Annotated in this window: 14 protein-coding genes; all 14 read left to right on the forward strand. The window is 74.3% G+C overall.

Translation table 11 applies throughout. From position 1 onward, the window contains the following. The first annotated feature begins 1 nt into the window (after window position 1). The 14 genes from dinB to BRM3_RS07875 all read left to right on the forward strand — a co-directional run bounded on the left by dinB (window position 2) and on the right by BRM3_RS07875 (window position 17,200). Window positions 2–1,264, forward strand: a complete 1,263-nt coding sequence (gene dinB, locus BRM3_RS07810; protein WP_263592771.1) for a DNA polymerase IV — start codon at window positions 2–4, stop codon at window positions 1,262–1,264. A gap of 120 nt (window positions 1,265–1,384) precedes the next feature. Beyond that, window positions 1,385–1,777: a DUF3040 domain-containing protein gene (locus tag BRM3_RS07815; RefSeq protein WP_263592772.1), complete on the forward strand. Its 393-nt coding sequence runs from the start codon at window positions 1,385–1,387 to the stop codon at window positions 1,775–1,777. A gap of 577 nt (window positions 1,778–2,354) precedes the next feature. Further along, window positions 2,355–2,786: a division/cell wall cluster transcriptional repressor MraZ gene (gene mraZ / locus BRM3_RS07820; RefSeq protein ID WP_263592773.1), complete on the forward strand. Its 432-nt coding sequence runs from the start codon at window positions 2,355–2,357 to the stop codon at window positions 2,784–2,786. Window positions 2,787–2,931: 145 nt separating this feature from the next. Continuing rightward, on the forward strand, window positions 2,932–3,915 hold the full coding sequence (gene rsmH / locus BRM3_RS07825) for a 16S rRNA (cytosine(1402)-N(4))-methyltransferase RsmH (RefSeq protein WP_263592774.1): 984 nt from the start codon (window positions 2,932–2,934) through the stop codon (window positions 3,913–3,915). Window positions 3,916–3,932: 17 nt separating this feature from the next. Further along, a complete protein-coding gene (locus BRM3_RS07830) occupies window positions 3,933–4,445 on the forward strand; it encodes an FtsB/FtsL family cell division protein (protein WP_263592775.1) in 513 nt (170 codons plus the stop codon). Between the two features lie 6 nt (window positions 4,446–4,451). After that, window positions 4,452–6,197, forward strand: coding sequence for a peptidoglycan D,D-transpeptidase FtsI family protein (locus BRM3_RS07835; RefSeq protein WP_263592776.1), 1,746 nt, complete (start codon window positions 4,452–4,454; stop codon window positions 6,195–6,197). Between the two features lie 5 nt (window positions 6,198–6,202). Further along, entirely contained in the window at window positions 6,203–7,798 is a 1,596-nt protein-coding gene (locus tag BRM3_RS07840) for a UDP-N-acetylmuramoyl-L-alanyl-D-glutamate--2,6-diaminopimelate ligase (protein ID WP_263592777.1), read from the forward strand. Beyond that, window positions 7,792–9,237 carry a UDP-N-acetylmuramoyl-tripeptide--D-alanyl-D-alanine ligase gene (locus BRM3_RS07845; RefSeq protein ID WP_263592778.1) on the forward strand — a complete coding sequence of 482 codons (1,446 nt, stop codon included), beginning with the start codon at window positions 7,792–7,794 and terminating at the stop codon, window positions 9,235–9,237. The genes BRM3_RS07840 and BRM3_RS07845 overlap by 7 nt, the downstream gene beginning before the upstream one ends. After that, window positions 9,234–10,370: a phospho-N-acetylmuramoyl-pentapeptide-transferase gene (gene mraY / locus BRM3_RS07850; RefSeq protein ID WP_263592779.1), complete on the forward strand. Its 1,137-nt coding sequence runs from the start codon at window positions 9,234–9,236 to the stop codon at window positions 10,368–10,370. The genes BRM3_RS07845 and mraY overlap by 4 nt, the downstream gene beginning before the upstream one ends. Beyond that, window positions 10,367–11,869: a UDP-N-acetylmuramoyl-L-alanine--D-glutamate ligase gene (gene murD, locus BRM3_RS07855; protein WP_263592780.1), complete on the forward strand. Its 1,503-nt coding sequence runs from the start codon at window positions 10,367–10,369 to the stop codon at window positions 11,867–11,869. Before mraY ends, murD begins: the two co-directional genes overlap by 4 nt. Window positions 11,870–11,871: 2 nt before the next feature. Beyond that, window positions 11,872–13,359: a putative lipid II flippase FtsW gene (ftsW, locus tag BRM3_RS07860; RefSeq protein WP_263595428.1), complete on the forward strand. Its 1,488-nt coding sequence runs from the start codon at window positions 11,872–11,874 to the stop codon at window positions 13,357–13,359. Then, a complete protein-coding gene (gene murG / locus BRM3_RS07865) occupies window positions 13,356–14,480 on the forward strand; it encodes an undecaprenyldiphospho-muramoylpentapeptide beta-N-acetylglucosaminyltransferase (RefSeq protein WP_263592781.1) in 1,125 nt (374 codons plus the stop codon). The genes ftsW and murG overlap by 4 nt, the downstream gene beginning before the upstream one ends. Before the next feature lie 36 nt (window positions 14,481–14,516). Further along, the gene (gene murC, locus BRM3_RS07870; protein WP_263592782.1) at window positions 14,517–15,992 is read left to right on the forward strand and encodes a UDP-N-acetylmuramate--L-alanine ligase; all 1,476 of its coding nucleotides are present in this window, start codon (window positions 14,517–14,519) and stop codon (window positions 15,990–15,992) included. Next, window positions 15,992–17,200, forward strand: a complete 1,209-nt coding sequence (locus tag BRM3_RS07875; protein WP_263592783.1) for a cell division protein FtsQ/DivIB — start codon at window positions 15,992–15,994, stop codon at window positions 17,198–17,200. The genes murC and BRM3_RS07875 overlap by 1 nt, the downstream gene beginning before the upstream one ends. Window positions 17,201–17,362 lie beyond the last annotated feature (162 nt).

The raw sequence follows: 17,362 nt of genomic DNA on the forward strand, positions 1-17,362 counted from the left end.
CATGCCGGCCGAGGAGAGCACGATCCTCCACCTCGACATGGACTCCTTCTTCGCCTCGGTCGAGATCCGCGACGAGCCGTCGCTGCGGGGCCTCCCGGTCGTCGTCGGGGGCACGGGGCAGCGCTCCGTCGTCGCGGCGGCGAGCTATCCGGCCCGGGCCTACGGGATCCACTCGGCGATGCCGATGGTCACCGCGCGCCGCCTGTGCCGCGACCTCGTGATCGTCGCGCCCCGCATCGAGCGCTACCGCGAGATCTCGCGGCAGGTGATGGCGATCCTGCGGTCCGTGTGCGCGGACGTCGAGCAGATCAGCGTCGACGAGGCCTTCCTCGACGTGCGCGGCGCCCGGCGGCAGTTCGGGTCGCCGCCCGCGATCGCCCGTCTGCTGCGCGAGCGCATCCGTGCCGAGCTCGACCTGCCGTGCAGCGTGGGCGTCGCGTGCTCGCGCGCGGTCGCCAAGATCGCCTCGGCCCGCGCCAAGCCGGACGGCCTGCTCGTCGTCGAGCCCGAGCGCACCGCCGCGTTCCTCGCGCCCCTCCCGGTCGGCGCCATCTCGGGGGTCGGCCCCGCCGCGGCCGCGTCCCTCGAGAAGCTCGGCGTGCGGCGCATCGGCCAGATCGTCGACATCCCCCCGACCACCCTGCGCCGCGCGATCGGCCCCCAGGCCGGCGAGGTGATCCGGATCGCGCGCGGGGAGGACCGCACCGGGCTGCTGCATCGCGAGCGCGACAAGTCCATCGGCACCGAGCGCACCTACGAGGAGGACCTCACCGATCCCCAGGAGGTGCGGCGGCGCCTGACCCGCATGGCCGACGAGGTCGCGTTCTCGCTCCGCTCGCACGGCTTCACGGCGCGCGGGGTCGTGCTCAAGCTGCGCTCGCCCGACGGCGCGACGATCACGCGGTCGGCGACCTTCACCCAGCCCACCGCGAGCGGCGAGCGCCTGCGTGAGCACGTCATCGCGCTGTGGGAGCGCGCGGCGCCGCAGATGCCGCGCGTGCGGCTCGCGGGCGTGCGCGCCGAGCATCTCAGGCCCGTCGCGGAGCAGGGCGCCCATGCCGAGCTGCACGGCCGGACCTCGAGCTGGCAGGACCTCGAGGCGGCCATGGACCGGGCCCGAGAACGCTTCGGGGGAGCGACGCTCGCCCGCGGCTCGACCCTCCCGTCGGCCCCCGGACGGGGTCCCGGCGTGGCCGCACCGGGGGCGGAGGCGCCCGGCGTCGACGACACCCCCGATGCGGCCCCGCGCGCGCCGCGGACCTGACGGTCACGAGAGGTTCCCACGCCCAGGGAGGCGAACTATCCTGGTGGCATCGCCGGGGAGCCGTTGCTCTGGCCGACGCACCGAAGGGCTCGACCAGCCCTGGACCGAGGAGGCGCAACGATGCCGCTTTCAGACCATGAACAGCAGATGCTCGACGAGATGGAGCGCCAGCTCTTCGCCGAGGACCCGCGTCTCGCGCGCACGTTCGACCACGCCGCGCGTCCGCGGCGTGACCGGCGCCGGATCCTGCTGGGGGTCATCGGGATCGTCGTCGGCCTCGGCCTCCTCGTCCTGTCCGTCTCCCTGCCCGCCATCTGGCTCGGCGTCGTCGCCTTCCTGGTGATGGTCGCCGGCGGCGTGTGGGCCGCGACCGCGCCCATGACTCGCGCCACCTCGAGTCCCGAGGCGGGCGCGGCCGGTCCGGGAGCGACGACCGCTCCCGGGGCCTCCCCCTTCATGCGACGCATGGAGGAGCGCTGGGAGCGCCGCGGCGACTCCGACCAGAAGGGCTGAACCGCCTCCCCGCTCCTCGCCTCCCTCGCAGACCTCGGACCCGCAGCGGTCCGGGGTCTTCGTCTGTCCCAGCCCGGCAGGGCCGCCGCGGCCGCGGTGCGCCACGTCCTTCACGCGTCCCCCACATTCCTCCCCACCTCCCTCCACCCGGACCTCCACACCCCTCCCCACGACGCCCCACCCAGGCCCCGACCGTCCGCCCCACCACGCCCCACCCTGGCCGCCACAGCGTCCGCGCCGGGGCAGCGCCCGCTCCGATCCGACGGCCACGATCACCCGGCAATGGTCTCCTGACCTGCATCGATGCCAGGGCGTATGACGCCTGCCCCTCCTTCTGCGGACGGGTCCCTCCCCGCGGATCCGGGCCGGTCCGGCCACCCCCTTCGCGGCCTCCGACGCGCCGCGTCTCGGTGGCCGAAGATTTTGCCCCACATCACTCCACGGCTCTGACCTGTGGAGATAGCGTCGAAGGATGCCTCCCGGGGGCCAGGGGTAGCGATCGGTGGAGGACTGTGGGGTAAAGTGGAGCGCGCTGGGGAGGAACGGGCCTCCGGACTCGATCGGGAAGGGAGCTGGGATGTTCCTCGGAACCTTCACGCCTCGTCTCGACGACAAGGGGCGTCTGATCTTCCCGGCGAAGTTCAGGGATCAGCTGGCCTCGGGCCTCGTCATGACCCGTGGGCAGGAGCACTGCATCTCGGTGTACCCGCTCCGTGCGTTCGAGGAGCTGCACCAGAGGCTGCGCACCGCCCCGGCGACCGACAAGCGGACCCGCGACTACCTGCGCGTCCTGCTCTCGGGCGCGGAGGACGTGGTCCCGGACAAGCAGGGCCGCATCACCGTTCCGAGCCATCTGCGCACCTACGCGAACCTGGATCGGGACTCGACGGTGATCGGCGCCGGCGACTGGCTCGAGATCTGGTCCACCCCGGCGTGGGAGACCTATCTGGCCGACAACGAAGAGAGCTTCGCGGGGACCGCGGAAGAAGTGGTCCCCGGGATGTTCTGACCCCACGTCCGTACGCCGAGACCTCTCGTCGCTCCCGCCCCGACGCAACTTCCCCGGTGGCGGGTCGGGAGCGACGAGGAATCCCGGTGGACGGCCGAGGCCCAGCCGATGGGCCGTCCAGACGCACGATGCTCGCGGAGGTGACATGGAGACCACGGACCAGGCGACCCCCGCCGAGGGCCGGCACGTCCCCGTGCTCCTGCACACCTGCGTCGAGCTGCTCACCCCCGCCCTCGCCCGCCCGGGCGCGGTCTACGTCGACGGCACCCTCGGCATGGCCGGCCACGCCGTCGCCGTGCTCGACGCCGCCCCCGAGGCGCGCCTGATCGGGATCGACCGCGACGCCCAGGCCCTCGAGCTCGCCCGCGAGCGTCTCGTGCGCGCCGGCCACGGCGACCGCATCGACCTCGTGCACGCGACCTACGACGAGATCCCCGACGTGCTCGAGGCCCGCGGCCTCGCCGGCGCCGACGCGGTGATGATGGACCTGGGTCTCTCGAGCTTCCAGATCGACACGGCCGATCGCGGCTTCTCCTACGCCGGGGACGCGCCGCTGGACATGCGCATGGACACCGACGAGGGCACGACCGCGGCCGACCTGCTCGCCGAGGCCGACGAGACCGAGCTCGCCCGCATCCTGCACGACTACGGCGACGAGCGCTTCGCCCGCCGCATCGCCCGTCGCATCGTCGAGGCCCGTCGGACCGAGCCGCTCACCCGCAGCGGGCAGCTCGTCGCGCTGCTCGAGGCCGCGATCCCCGCCGCGTCCAAGGCGAGCGGCGGCCACCCCGCCAAGCGCACGTTCCAGGCGCTGCGCATCGCCGTCAACGCCGAGCTCGAGATCCTCGCCGGCGCGCTCGAGGGCGCGCTCGACGCCGTCGCCATGGGCGGCCGGATCGTCGTCGAGTCCTACCACTCGGGCGAGGACCGCCTGGTCAAGACCGCCTTCGGCCGCCGCACGCGGTCGAGCGCCCCCGCGGGGCTCCCCGTCGAGCTCGAGGAGCACCGCCCCACCTTCCGTCCCCTGGTCCGCGGCGCCCTGCGCGCCGACCCGGGGGAGCAGAGCACCAACCCCCGCTCCGCGTCCGTCCGTCTGCGGGCGCTCGAGCGGGTCCGACCCGGATCCTGAGGAGGACCTCGCAGATCATGGCCCGCCATGCCTCCGCCGCCCGTGCGACCGTTCCCGAGCGCGTCCGATCCGGCGCGTCGACCGACCGCGCCGCGGTCGCGTCCCGACCGCGTCTGACGGTCGTCACGCGACCGTCCCCCCGCGCGAGCTCGGTCCCGTTCACGATCCTGTGCTCGCTCATCATCGCCGGGACCCTGCTCGCCGTGCTCATGCTCAACATCTCCATGTCGGAGACGAGCTACCGGATCACGCACCTGCGGGCGCAGTCCCAGACCCTCACCGAGCAGCAGCAGTCCCTGCGCGAGGAGAACGAGCGGCTCGGTACGCCCCAGGAGCTCGAGAAGAAGGCGACGGAGCTGGGCATGGTGCCCGCCGCCGATCCCGCCTACATCGACCTGTCGACGGGGAAGGTCATCGGCGAGCCGCAGGCGGCGACCGGCACGGCGACCGCGGAGTCCGCGCCCGTGCCCGTCGCCCACATCTACGACGAGGTCGACACCTACTACGGCATGGGCAACGAAGGGAACTGACCGATGATGCCGAGCATCCCCCCCGCGCGCGTCGGCAAGCCCACCGTCCGTCACCGCCTGCTCGTGGTGGCCATCCTCATCGTGATCACCGCCCTCGCCGGCCGCCTCGTGTGGGTCCAGGGCCTCAACTCGAGCGCCCTCGCGCAGGAGGCCGTCGACGAGCGCACGGTCGAGCGTGACATCCCGGCCCTGCGCGGCGACATCCTCGACCGCGACGGCACCGTGCTGGCCACCTCCGTCGAGCGCTATGACCTGTGGGTCAACCAGCAGCAGGTCTCCCAGTACCTCGAGAAGGACAAGGACGCGACGGAGAAGGGTGTGGCCGCCGCGGCCAAGGCGCTCGCCCCGACCCTGGGCTGGAGCGTCGAGGACACCGAGGCCAAGCTCACCGGCAAGCGCGGCTTCGTCTACCTGCTCAAGGGCGTCGACCCGAGCGTGCGCGACGCCGTGCTCGCCAAGAAGATCCCGGGCATCGGCGCCGACCGGGTCGCCGACCGCATCTACCCCGCCGGGCAGGTGGCCGGCAACGTGATCGGCTTCGTGAGCGCCGACGGCAAGGCCCTCGGCGGCACCGAGATCGCCGAGGACAAGCTGCTGAGCGGCACCCCCGGCTACACCCGCTACGAGCGGGGCGCGGGCGGCCAGGCCATCCCCACCGGCACCCAGGAGACCGTCGACGCCGTCGACGGCGAGAGCATCATGCTCACGATCGACCGCGACCTGCAGTACCGCGCCCAGCAGGAGATCGCCGCGACCGTGCAGGAGTTCGGCGCCGACGGCGGCAGCATCGTGGCTCTCAACGCCCACACGGGCGAGGTGCTCGCGCTCGCCGACTACCCGACGTTCGACCCCAACAACATCGCCGAGGCCGACGGCAAGTACCTCGGCAACCAGTCGATCTCCAACGTGTTCGAGCCCGGCTCGACGGGCAAGCTGCTCACCGTCGCGGCCGCGATCGACCAGGGCAAGGTCACGCCCGAGAGCCAGTACACCGTGCCGTGGCAGAAGGAGTTCCAGGGCAACCGGATCAAGGACTCCCACGAGCACGAGACGCAGAAGCTCACCCTCGCGGGCGTGCTCAAGAACAGCTCGAACGTGGGCACCGTCCAGATCGCCGAGACCCTCACCCCGCAGCAGCGCTACGACTACCTGCGCAGCTTCGGGCTCGGGCAGAAGACCGGCGTCGAGCTGCCGGGAGAGTCCGCCGGCATCCTGCACAGCGCCGACGACTGGACGGGTCGCACCCGCTACACGACGGCCTTCGGGCAGGGCTACTCGGTCAACGCCCTGCAGATGGTCTCAGCCATCGGCACCTTCGCCAACGACGGCGTGCACGTCCAGCCGACGATCGTCAAGGGCACCCGTCAGGACGACGGCACGGTCGAGGCGGTCGAGCCGCGCCAGCAGAACCGGGTGGTCAGCTCCGAGACCGCCGCGACCATGGTGCAGCTGATGGACAACGACGCGCCGGACGACGGCACGCAGAACGCCGACATCCCGAACTACGCGGTGGCCGGCAAGACCGGCACCGCCGAGTCCGGCGGCGGCACCTACACCGCCTCGTTCATCGGCTTCGCCCCGGCGGACGATCCCGATATCGTCGTCGGCGTGTTCGTCTACGGCCTCAAGTCCTTCATCTCCGGCAACACGGCCGCCGCGCCGACGTGGTCGCGCTTCATGCAGTACACCCTGCAGAACCAGGGCATCGCCCCGACGGGGCGCGAGGGCGTCACGCTGACCGACGAGTGGTGAGGCCCATGACCGCACCCCAGGCCCAGGCCGACACGACGACCGCGCCCGCCGCGGAGCCGCCGCGCCCCCGCGCGAGCGTGCCCGTCGCCGCCCTCGCGCTCGCACAGACCCTCGGGGCGCGCCTCGACGGCGACGGCGACGTCGTGCTCGAGGGCGTCACCCTCGACTCGCGCAGCGTCGTCGCGGGGGACCTCTGGTGCGCCCTGCCGGGCGCTCACGCCCACGGCGCCGACTTCGCGGCCCAGGCGGCCTCGCGCGGCGCCGCGGCGGCTCTGACCGACGCCGCCGGAGAGGCCCCGTGCCGAGAGGCAGGGCTGACCGTCCTGGTGTCGGAGGATCCGCGCCGCGACACCGCCCGGGCGAGCGCGACTGTCTACGCGACCGACCGTCGCCGGCCCGTCACGATCGGCGTGACCGGCACCAACGGCAAGACCTCGATCACCACGATGGTGCACGAGACCCTCCAGGAGCTCGGCTACTCCAGCGGCGTGATCGGCACCGCCGGCACCGCCTACCGCGACGCCGCGGGCCGCGAGCACCGCATCCGCACGGTCCGCACGACCCCCGAGGCCCCCGAGACCCACGGCATCCTCGCCCGCATGGCCGAGGCCGAGGTCGCGTTCTGCGCCATGGAGGTCTCGAGCCACGCCATGGTCCTGCACCGTGCCGACGAGATCCTGTTCGACGTCGTGTGCTTCACGAACCTCAGCCAGGACCATCTCGACTTCCACGGCGACATGGAGCACTACTTCGCCGCGAAGGCCTCGCTGTTCACGCCCGCGCACGCGCGCGCCGCGGTGATCTGCGTCGACGACGCGTGGGGGCGCCGCCTCGCCGCGCAGACCCCCCTGCCGACCGTCACCTACGCGACCCTGCCGGGCGTCGAGGCGGACGTGCGCGCCGAGGACCTGCGGGTCGGGGCCGCGAGCGGCGGCCTCGGGACCGCCTTCGCCGCCGTCGGCCGCGACGGCGCCCGCCACGAGCTCGTGAGCCCGCTGCCCGGCCGCCACTACGTCGCCAACACGATCGCCGTCGCGCTCCTGCTCGACGCCCTGGGCCTGCCCGTCGAGAGCACGGCCGCGTCGATCACCCGCTCGGCCGTCGTGCCGGGCCGCATGGAGCAGGTCGCCGAGACCCCCGTGCGGGGCGTCGTCGACTATTCGCACACCGAGGACTCGCTCGTGCAGGCGCTCACGACCCTGCGCGCCCTGCCCGGCACCCGCCGGCTGCTCGTCGTGATGGGGGCGGGCGGTGACCGCGACCGCGCGAAGCGCCCGCTCATGGGCGCCGCGGCCGCACGCCTGGCCGACGCCGTCGTCGTCACGGACGACAACCCCCGCTCCGAGGACCCCGCGAGCATCCGCCGCGCCGTGCTCGGCGGCATCCCGGCCGACAGCCCCGCCGAGGTCCACGAGGTCGCCGACCGCGGCGAGGCGATCGCCCGGGCCGTGCGCCTCGCCGGGCCCGGTGACACCATCCTCGTGGCCGGCAAGGGCGCCGAGACGGGGCAGGACGTCGGCGGGAGCATCCTCCCCTTCGACGATCGCGAGCATCTGCGCACGGCCCTCGCCCGCGCCGCCCAGGAAGGACACGCATGCTGACCACGACCGCCGGCGAGATCGCCGACATCACCTCGGGGCGTCTCGTCTCCGGGGCCACCGGCGACGAGCAGGTGACCGGGCAGGCCCGGATCGACTCGCGCGCCGTTCTGCCGGGCGACCTCTTCGCCGCCTTCGCGGGCGAGCGCGTCGACGGGCACGACTACGCGGCGACGGCCCGTGACGCCGGTGCCGCGATCGCGCTCGTCTCGCGCGACGTCGGCGTGCCCGCGATCCTCGTCGACGACGTCGAGCAGGCGCTGTCCGCCCTCGCCCACGCCCAGCTCGAGCAGGCCCGCACGCGCCGCGAGGACCTCGTCGTCGTCGCCGTGACGGGCTCGGCGGGCAAGACCGGGACCAAGGACCTGCTCGGCGCGCTGCTCGCGACCGCCGGGGCGACGATCGCCCCCCGCGGCAGCCACAACAACGAGCTCGGCCTGCCGCTCACGGTCCTCGCGCTCGACGAGCACACCCGCTTCCTCGTGCTCGAGATGGGCGCGCGCGGCATCGGCCACATCGCCCATCTGACCGCGATCGCGCGCCCTGACGTCTCCCTCGTGCTCAACGTCGGCTCCGCGCACCTCGGCGAGTTCGGCTCCGTCGAGGCGATCGCCCAGGCCAAGGGCGAGATCGTCGAGGCCCTCACGGCGCAGGGTCGCGCCGTGCTCAACGCCGGCGACCCCCGCGTGGCCGCGATGGCCTCCCGCACCTCCGCCCCCGTCGTGACCTGGGGCATCGGCCACGGCGACGTGCGCGCCGACGAGATCCGTCTCGACGACGACGCCCACCCCGCCTTCGCCCTGACCGTGCCCGAGGGGCTCCTCGCCCTGGACGGCACCCGGATCGAGGGGGGCACGCGCGAGATCACGCTCGGCCTGCTCGGCGAGCACCAGGCCATGAACGCGATCGCCGCCGCGACCGCCGCGCTGCTCGTGGGCGTGGAGCTCGACACGATCGCCGCCGTCCTCGCGGACGCGCGCGTCGTCTCGGGCCAGCGCATGGAGGTCACCGAGCTGCCCGGCCACGTGACCCTCATCAACGACGCCTACAACGCCAACCCCGACTCGATGCGCCTCGCGCTGCGCACCCTCGCCCACCTGGGCCGGGGACGCCGCACGATCGCCGTGCTCGGCGAGATGCTCGAGCTGGGGGAGGAGTCGGTCGCCCTGCACGACGCGGTCGGGCGGCTCGCCGTGCGTCTGAACGTCGGCCGGCTCATCGTCGTGGGCGACGGAGCACGCGCCATCCACAACGGCGCCTGCCTCGAGGGCAGCTTCGGCGGCGAGTCCACCTTCGTCGCGACGATCGACGAGGCCCTCGCTGTGCTAGAAACGACGATGCGCCCCGGCGACGTCGTCCTGCTGAAGTCGTCCCGCGACGCCGGGGTCCGCGATCTCGCCCCCCGCATCGTCGAGCTCACCTCCGGAGAGGCCCACGCATGATCGCGATCATCATCGCGGGCGCTAGCGCCCTGGTCCTCTCGATCCTGGGGACCCCTCTGTACATCCGTCTGCTCGTCGCCCGCCGCTACGGGCAGTTCATCCGCGACGACGGCCCCACCAGCCACTCGACCAAGCGCGGCACCCCGACCATGGGCGGCGTCGCGATCATCCTCGCGACGATCATCGGCTACCTGCTGGGACACCTCGACTTCTCGGGACCCTCCCTGATCGGCTGGCGCGCCCCCTCGACGTCGGGCCTGCTCGTGCTGTTCCTCATGGCGGGGCTCGGCCTCGTCGGCTTCCTCGACGACTTCCTCAAGATCTCCAAGCAGCGCAGCCTGGGCCTGCGGGCCCGGGACAAGCTCATCGGGCAGGGCCTCGTGGCGACCGTGTTCGCGGTCCTGGCCCTCGTGCTCCCCGACGGCGAGGGCAGCTCCCCGGCCTCGACCCGCATCTCCTTCGTGCGCGACCTGCCGTGGGCCGACCTCTCCTTCTCCCACTGGCAGGGCCCCGCCCTGCTCGGCACGATCGTCGGCATCATCCTGTTCGCGATCTGGGTGAACTTCCTCGTCGCGGCGTGGTCCAACGGTGTCAACCTGACCGACGGGCTCGACGGGCTCGCGACCGGCGCGACCATCCTGTTCGCGGGCACCTACGTGCTGATCTGTTTCTGGCAGGCGCGCCAGTCCTGCCCCGAGGGCTTCGAGCTGGCCAACTGCTACACCGCGCCGGCCCCGCTCGACGTGGCCGTCGTGTGCTCCGCGATCGTCGGCGCGTGCATCGGCTTCCTGTGGTGGAACACCTCGCCCGCCAAGATCTTCATGGGCGACACCGGCTCGCTGGGCCTCGGCGGCGCGCTCGCCGGCATCACGATCGTCTCGCGCACCGAGCTCCTCGGCGCGATCATCGGCGGCCTGTTCGTCATCATCTCCCTCTCGGTCATCATCCAGGTCGCGAGCTTCAAGATGACCGGCAAACGCGTGTTCAGGATGGCGCCGCTCCAGCACCACTTCGAGCTCAAGGGCTGGAACGAGGTCACGATCGTGGTGCGGTTCTGGATCGTCGCGGGCATCCTCGCCCTCGCCGGGCTCGGCATCTTCTACGTCGACGCCCTGCCGAGGCTCGTCTCATGACCGCTGGCCTCCCGGGCGTGCTCGAGCGGCCCTGGCCGGGCCTCGACGTCGCGGGCCTGACCATCCTCGTCACGGGCTTCGGCGTCTCCGGCTACGCGGTGGCCGACCAGACCATGCAGCGCGGCGCCCGCGTGCTCGTCGTCGACTCCGCCGACACCGACGAGAACCGCGAGAAGGCGCAGATCCTCGAGGTCCTCGGCGTCGACGTCCGCCTCGGCCGCGAGCACACGCTCGCGCTGCCCGCGGGCGAGCGCGTCGACCTCGTGGTCACCTCGCCGGGCTGGCGCCCGGACCAGAGCCTGCTCGTCGAGGCGGAGGACGCCGGCATCCCCGTGTGGAGCGAGGTCGAGCTCGCGCGCCGCATGCAGCCCGTCGACGGCCCCGCGTGGCTCGGCGTGACCGGGACCAACGGCAAGACCACCGTCGTCACGATGCTCGAGTCGATCCTGCTCGCCGCCGGCCTGCGCGCCGTCGCGTGCGGCAACGTCGGGCTGCCGGTCATCGAGGCCGCGCTCGACCCGGGGGGCTACGACGTCCTGGCCGTCGAGCTCTCGAGCTTCCAGCTGCACCGCACCGAGCACCCCGCGTGCGAGGCCGCCGTGGTCCTGGGCATCTCCGAGGACCACCTCGACTGGCACGGCTCCCTCGAGGCCTACGCGCGAGACAAGGGGCGTATCTACACCGGCTGCGAGGTCGCGTGCGTCTACCCGGTCCACGACGAGCGCGTCCTCGGTCTCGTCGAGGACGCCGACGTGGTCGAGGGCGCTCGCGCGATCGGCCTCACGCTGGGGTCCCCGGCCGTCTCCGAGCTCGGGCTCGTCGACGGCGTGCTCGTCGACCGCGCCTTCCTCGAGGAGCGGCGCACGAGCGCCCTCGAGCTCGCCCACCTCGACGACCTCGCCCACCTGGGCCCCCACGGCGCGCCCCCGCACCTCGTGCTCGACGCCCTCGCCGCCGCGGCCCTCGCGCGCGCCCACGGCATCGACCCCGCCGCGGTGCGCGAGGGCCTGCGCGCCTTCCGCCCGGGACACCACCGGGCCGAGGTGGTCGCCGAGGCCGAGCGCGTCGCCTACGTCGACGACTCCAAGGCCACCAACCCCGACGCCGCGGCCGCCTCCCTGCGCTCGGCCGAGCACATCGTGTGGATCGCGGGCGGGCTGACCAAGGGCGCGGACGTCGACGCCCTGGTCGCGGACGCCGCCTCCCGCCTGCGCGGCGTCGTGCTGATCGGCCAGGACGAGACGCCGTTCACGGAGGCGCTCGGCCGACACGCCGCCGACGTCCCCGTCGTGCGCATGGCACCGGGCGACACTGACACCGAGGACGGACGCCGGACGTTCATGCAGCGCACGGTCGACGCCGCCGCCTCCCTCGCCCATGCGGGGGACGTCGTGCTGCTGGCCCCCGCCGCCGCCTCGATGGACCAGTTCACGGACTACGGACAGCGCGGCGTCCTCTTCGCGGAGGCCGCCCGCCGCCGAGCGGGAGGCACCGCGTGACGATGCAGCAGACCCGGCGCTCCGGCGCGGGCTCCTCGCGCCGCTCGCGCTCCGGCTCGACCCGCGCGGACTCCTCCGGCGCCGACCGGCGCTCGGCGCCCGTCCTGCGCCCGACCGAGGAGCACCCCCTCGGCGACGTGCGCGGACAGGTGCGCGCGGGCATCGCGACCTGGCTGCGGTCCCCGGCGCTCGACTTCTACGCGCTGCTCGTGATCGGGGCGCTCCTGATCGGGACCGGCCTCGTGATGGTCCTGTCCAGCTCGACGGTCATCTCGATCGCCAAGGGCGGCTCCCCGTTCGCGGGACTGTTCCGCCAGGGCGCCTTCGCCCTCATCGGCTTCCCGCTGCTCATCGTCGCCGCGCTCATCAAGCCCCACGTCTATCGCCGTCTGGCCTGGCCCCTGCTGGGGATCGGCCTGCTGCTCCAGCTGCTCGTGTTCACGCCGCTCGGCTTCGGAGCCGGCGGCAACCAGAACTGGATCCGAGTGGGCTCGATGTCGCTCCAGCCCTCGGAGGCCCTCAAGCTCGCCCTGGCCGTCTGGCTCGGGGCCGTGCTCGCGACCAAGCACAAGCTGCTCGGGCAGACCAAGCAGCTCCTGATCCCGGTCGCCCCCGTCATCCTGCTCTCGATCGGGCTGGTCCTGCTCGGCCACGACCTCGGCACCGCCATGGTCATGGTCATGCTCGTCTCGGGCTCCCTGTGGGTCGCGGGCGTGCCGCGCCGCTGGTTCGCGTCGCTCGGCGTCGTCGCGGTCCTCGGCGTCACGGCGATGGTGGTCGCGAGCCCCAACCGCATGGCCCGCATCGGCAACTGGATCCACGGCGAGTGCGCCGGCAGCTCGTGCGACCAGTCCCGCCACGGCCTGATGGCGCTCGCCGAGGGCGGCTGGACGGGCGTCGGACTGGGCCAGTCGCGCCAGAAGTGGGGTCTGCTGCCCGCCGCCGACAACGACTACATCTTCGCGATCCTGGGGGAGGAGCTCGGGCTGCTCGGCACCCTCGGCGTGCTCGTCCTGTTCGCCCTGCTCGCCCTCGTCCTGTTCCGCATGATCACGCGCGTCGACGACCTGTTCGTCCAGATCACGGTGGCCGGCATCAGCGCGTGGCTGCTCGGCCAGGCCTTCACCAACATGATGGTCGTCACCGGCCTGCTCCCGGTGCTGGGCGTGCCGCTGCCGTTCATCTCGGCGGGCGGCTCCGCGCTCGTGACCTCGATGCTGGCCCTGGGCATCCTGCTGTCCTTCGCCCGCCACGAACCGGGCGCCGCGGACGCCGTGCGCGCCCGCATCGGGCGGGTCCGGCGCGGCGCGACCGTGGTCCCGGCCGCCGCCGACGCGGCGCCCGCCCCGCGCAGCCGCCGCCTCGCCCGCGCCTCGGCCGCGAAGGCCCGCCGCGTCTCCTCCGGGTCCGGCTCGACGCGCTCCTCCGGCCGGGCCGGCTCGCCGTCCTCGCGCCGACGCTCCGGACCGACGGGACGGTCCTCACGATGACCCCTGCATCTGCGACCCCGGGGGCTCCCGTGCCGCCCGAGAACCCTGCGACGCGCATCCTGCTGGCCGGCGGCGGCACCGCCGGCCACGTCTCGCCCATGCTCGCCACGGCCGCCGCCCTCCGCGCGGCCCACCCGGAGGCCGTCATCACCGTGCTCGGCACGCGCGAGGGCCTCGAGGCGGACCTCGTGCCCGCCGCCGGCTTCGAGCTCGTCACGATCGACAAGGTGCCCTTCCCGCGCCGTCCCGACGGCGCCGCGCTGCGGTTCCCCGGCCGCTTCGCGGCGACGCTGCGCCGCGTGCGCGCCCTCGTCGACGACCGGGGGATCGAGGTCGTCGCCGGCTTCGGCGGCTACGTGTGCCCTCCGGCCTACCTCGCGGCCGCCCGCGCCCGCGTGCCGCTCGTGGTCCACGAGGCCAACCGCCGCCCGGGCCTGGCCAACCGGCTCGGGGCCCGCCGCGCCGCCGTCGTCGCGACCGCCTTCGACGGCACCCCGCTGCCCCGCGCCCGCCGCGTCGGCATGCCGATGCGGCAGGGGATCGCGACGCTCGACCGCGCCGCGCGACGCGACGAGGCCGTCCGCTCCTTCGGCCTGGACCCCGGGCGCCCGGTCCTGCTCGTGACGGGCGGGTCCCTCGGCGCCCAGCGCCTGAACACCGCGGTGGCCGAGGCGGCCCCCGCGATCACGGCCGCCGGCGCCCAGATCCTCCATGTCACAGGACGCGGCAAGGCCACGATCCCCGAGCGCCCCGGCTACCGCGTCGTCGAGTACGTGAGCGCCATGGAGGACGCCTACGCGGCCGCCGACCTCGCCGTGACCCGCTCCGGGGCGGGCACGGTCAGCGAGCTCACCGCCGTGGCGCTGCCCGCCGTGTTCGTCCCCCTGCCCATCGGCAACGGCGAGCAGGCCCTCAACGGCCAGGACGTCGTCGCCGCCGGCGGTGCGCTCATGATCGACGACCACGACCTCACCCCGGCCGTCGTCACCGAGCGGATCCTGCCGCTCCTGCTGGACGCCGACCGTCTGGGCGCCATGTCTGAGGCCTCGCGCGCGTTCGGCATCCCCGACGCCGCCGAGCGCCTGGCCGAGCTCGTGATGAGCGCCGCACGCCGCGCCTGACCGTGCCCGCGTGCGCCTGCCGATAGCGTGTCAGCCATGACCACTCCCGCTCCCGAGCCCGCGCACGTGCGCACGATCCTGCGGCCCGGCCCCGTCGTCACCCGCGAGGACTGGCCCACCGCCCCCGTCCGCTCGATCCACGTCGTGCGGATCGGCGGCGCGGGCATGTCGGCGGTCGCCCGGCTCGCCCTCGAGGTCGGCATCGCCGTGAGCGGCTCGGACTCCCAGGACGGCCAGTTCATCGCGCCCCTGCGCGAGGCGGGGGCCCGCATCGGGATCGGCTTCGACGCCTCCCTGCTGGCCGACGACGTCGACGTCGTGGTGGTCTCGACCGCCGTCCGCGCCGACAACCCCGAGGTGGCCGCCGCCCACGACCGGCAGATCCCCGTCGTGCACCGCGCGGCCGCGCTCGCAGGCCTGCTCGCCGGCCGCGAGCTGATCGCGGTCGCCGGCACCCACGGCAAGACGAGCACGACGGCCATGGCGACGGTCGCCCTGCGCGGCGGAGGGGACGACCCCGCCTGGGCCCTCGGCGCCGCGGTCCCCGCGCTGGGGCGCAACGCCGGCCACGGCAGCGGACACGTCGCCGTCGTCGAGGCCGACGAGTCCGACGGCTCGTTCCTCGCCTTCGCCCCCCGCGCGATCGTCGTCACCAACCTCGAGCCCGACCACCTCGACTTCCACGGCACACCGGAGAACCTCACGGCCGCCTTCGACGCCTTCACCGAGCGCCTCGTGCCGGGCGGCGTGCTCGTCGTGTGCGGGGACGACGCCGGCGCCCGCGCCCTCGGCGAGCGCGCCGCCGCTCGCGGCACGACCGTGCAGCGCTACGGCACCGGCGACGACGAGCCGTGGCGCCTCGCCGTCGAGACCCCCACCGCCCACGGCACCGAGGTCGTGTACGCGACCCCGCGCGGCGAGGTCGCCGCGACCCTCGCCGTGCACGGACACCACAACGTCCTGAACGCCCTCGGCGCGCTCGCGGCCTCCCACGCCGCCCTGCCCGCCGCGCCCGTCCAGTCCCTGCTGACGGGCATCGCCCCCTTCACGGGGGCCTCTCGCCGCTTCGAGAAGAAGGGCACCGTGGGCGGCGTGACCGTGTACGACGACTACGCCCACCACGCGAGCGAGGTCGCCGCGACCCTCGCGGCCGCGCGCGGCATCGCGGGCGCCGGCCGGGTGATCGCCGTGTTCCAGCCCCACCTCTTCTCGCGGACCCGCAGCTTCGCCGCCGACTTCGCGCACGCGCTCGGCGCCGCCGACCAGGCCTTCGTGCTGCCGGTCTACGCGGCCCGCGAGGACGACGACCCCGAGACGACCGCGCGCACGATCACCGACCGCGCCGCGCCGGGCACGTCCGTCGTCCCCCTCGACGACCGGGAGCAGGCACCCGCCCTCGTCGCCGAGGCCGCCCGCCCGGGCGACGTCGTGCTCATGCTGGGAGCGGGCGACATCGTCGAGGACACCCCGCGCGTGCTCGACGCCCTCCGCGCCGCCGGAGCGCAGGCCTGATGGCTCGGCGCCCGCACGCTCCCCGGCGCCCCGCCGCGCCCGGGTCCGGTGCACCCCGGTCCGGCGCGCACACCCGGGCTCCCGGCGCTCCGAGGCCACGCCCTGCCCGCCCCGAGGCCCCCGAGCCCGCCGAGCGGTCGGCCGATCACGCGACCGACCCGCAGCACGGGCGCGCCGCCGACGGCGCAGCCGGACATGCCGCGGCCGACGGGGCCGGGCGGGCCGCGCACGCCGGCTCCTCGCACGCCGCCGGAGCGACGCCCGAGCCGGGCTCGGCACGGCGCACGACCACCCGGACCGAGGGGGACGCGGCACGTCGCGCCGCCGCACGCCGGGCTGCCGCCCGTCCCGCCACGGGGCGCTCGCCGAGCCACGAGGACGCCGGTGCGGGCTCCGTCGCGGTCGGGACGCGGGCCGGGCGTCCCGAGCCCGACGAGGCCGGCGACCACTCCGAGCGCGGCCGCGGCGCCGTCGTCCATGCCGCCGACCGCTTCCGCGACCTGGTCCGGCCGCGGCCCTGGCGCCGCCGTCGGCGCACCCTCGCGATCGTCGGGATCGCGATCCTCGCCCTGCTCGTGGCCGCCCTCGTCGCGGTGCTGACCCTGCCGGCCTTCGAGGTCCAGAAGACCTCGGTGAGCGGCATCAGCTACGTCGACGAGTCGGCGGTCGACGGGGCGGTCGCGAGCGCCCGCGGCACGAGCGAGCTGCTGCTGCCCACGTCCGACCTCGAGGCCGCCGTCGAGAAGGTCCCCGGCGTCCGGTCCGCGACGGTCGAGCGGCAGTGGCCCGACGGCATGCACGTCACCGTCACCGAGCGCCGTCCGCTCGCGACGGTCACGGACGCCGCCGGCACCACCGTGATCGTCGACGCCGACGGCAAGGCCCTGCCCGACGCCGCCGGCAAGGGCCATGAGCTCGTCTCCCTCCAGGTCGGGGAGGGTGCCGTCGACCACAGCGCCGCGACGTCCGCGATGCTCGACGTGCTCGCCTCCCTGCCCGAGGACCTGCGCGGGCGCGTCACGGCGATCACGGCGACGACCGCCTCGGACGTCACACTCGCGGTCTCCACGGACGACGGCGACACCAAGACCCTCGTGTGGGGGGATGCGAAGGACGGCGAGCTCAAGGCGAAGGTGACCGATGCCCTGCTCGATGAGCCCGGCACCGTGATCGACGTCTCCGCGCCGAGCGCACCCGTCACTCGCTGATCCCGGCCCACCGCGCTGAGCTGGGGTTTCGTCCGCTTGGCGGGGTGGGGGCACGGCAGGCGGCGCCTCGCCGTCGCGCCGCGGGCCCCGGACGGGCCGACACGCGCGCCGCGGTGTTTGCGCCCGGCAGGGCCCGCTCATAGCGTCGAAGAAGGCGAGCAG

The sequence above is a fragment of the Brachybacterium huguangmaarense genome, from assembly GCF_025725725.1.
GTDB lineage: Bacteria > Actinomycetota > Actinomycetes > Actinomycetales > Dermabacteraceae > Brachybacterium > Brachybacterium huguangmaarense.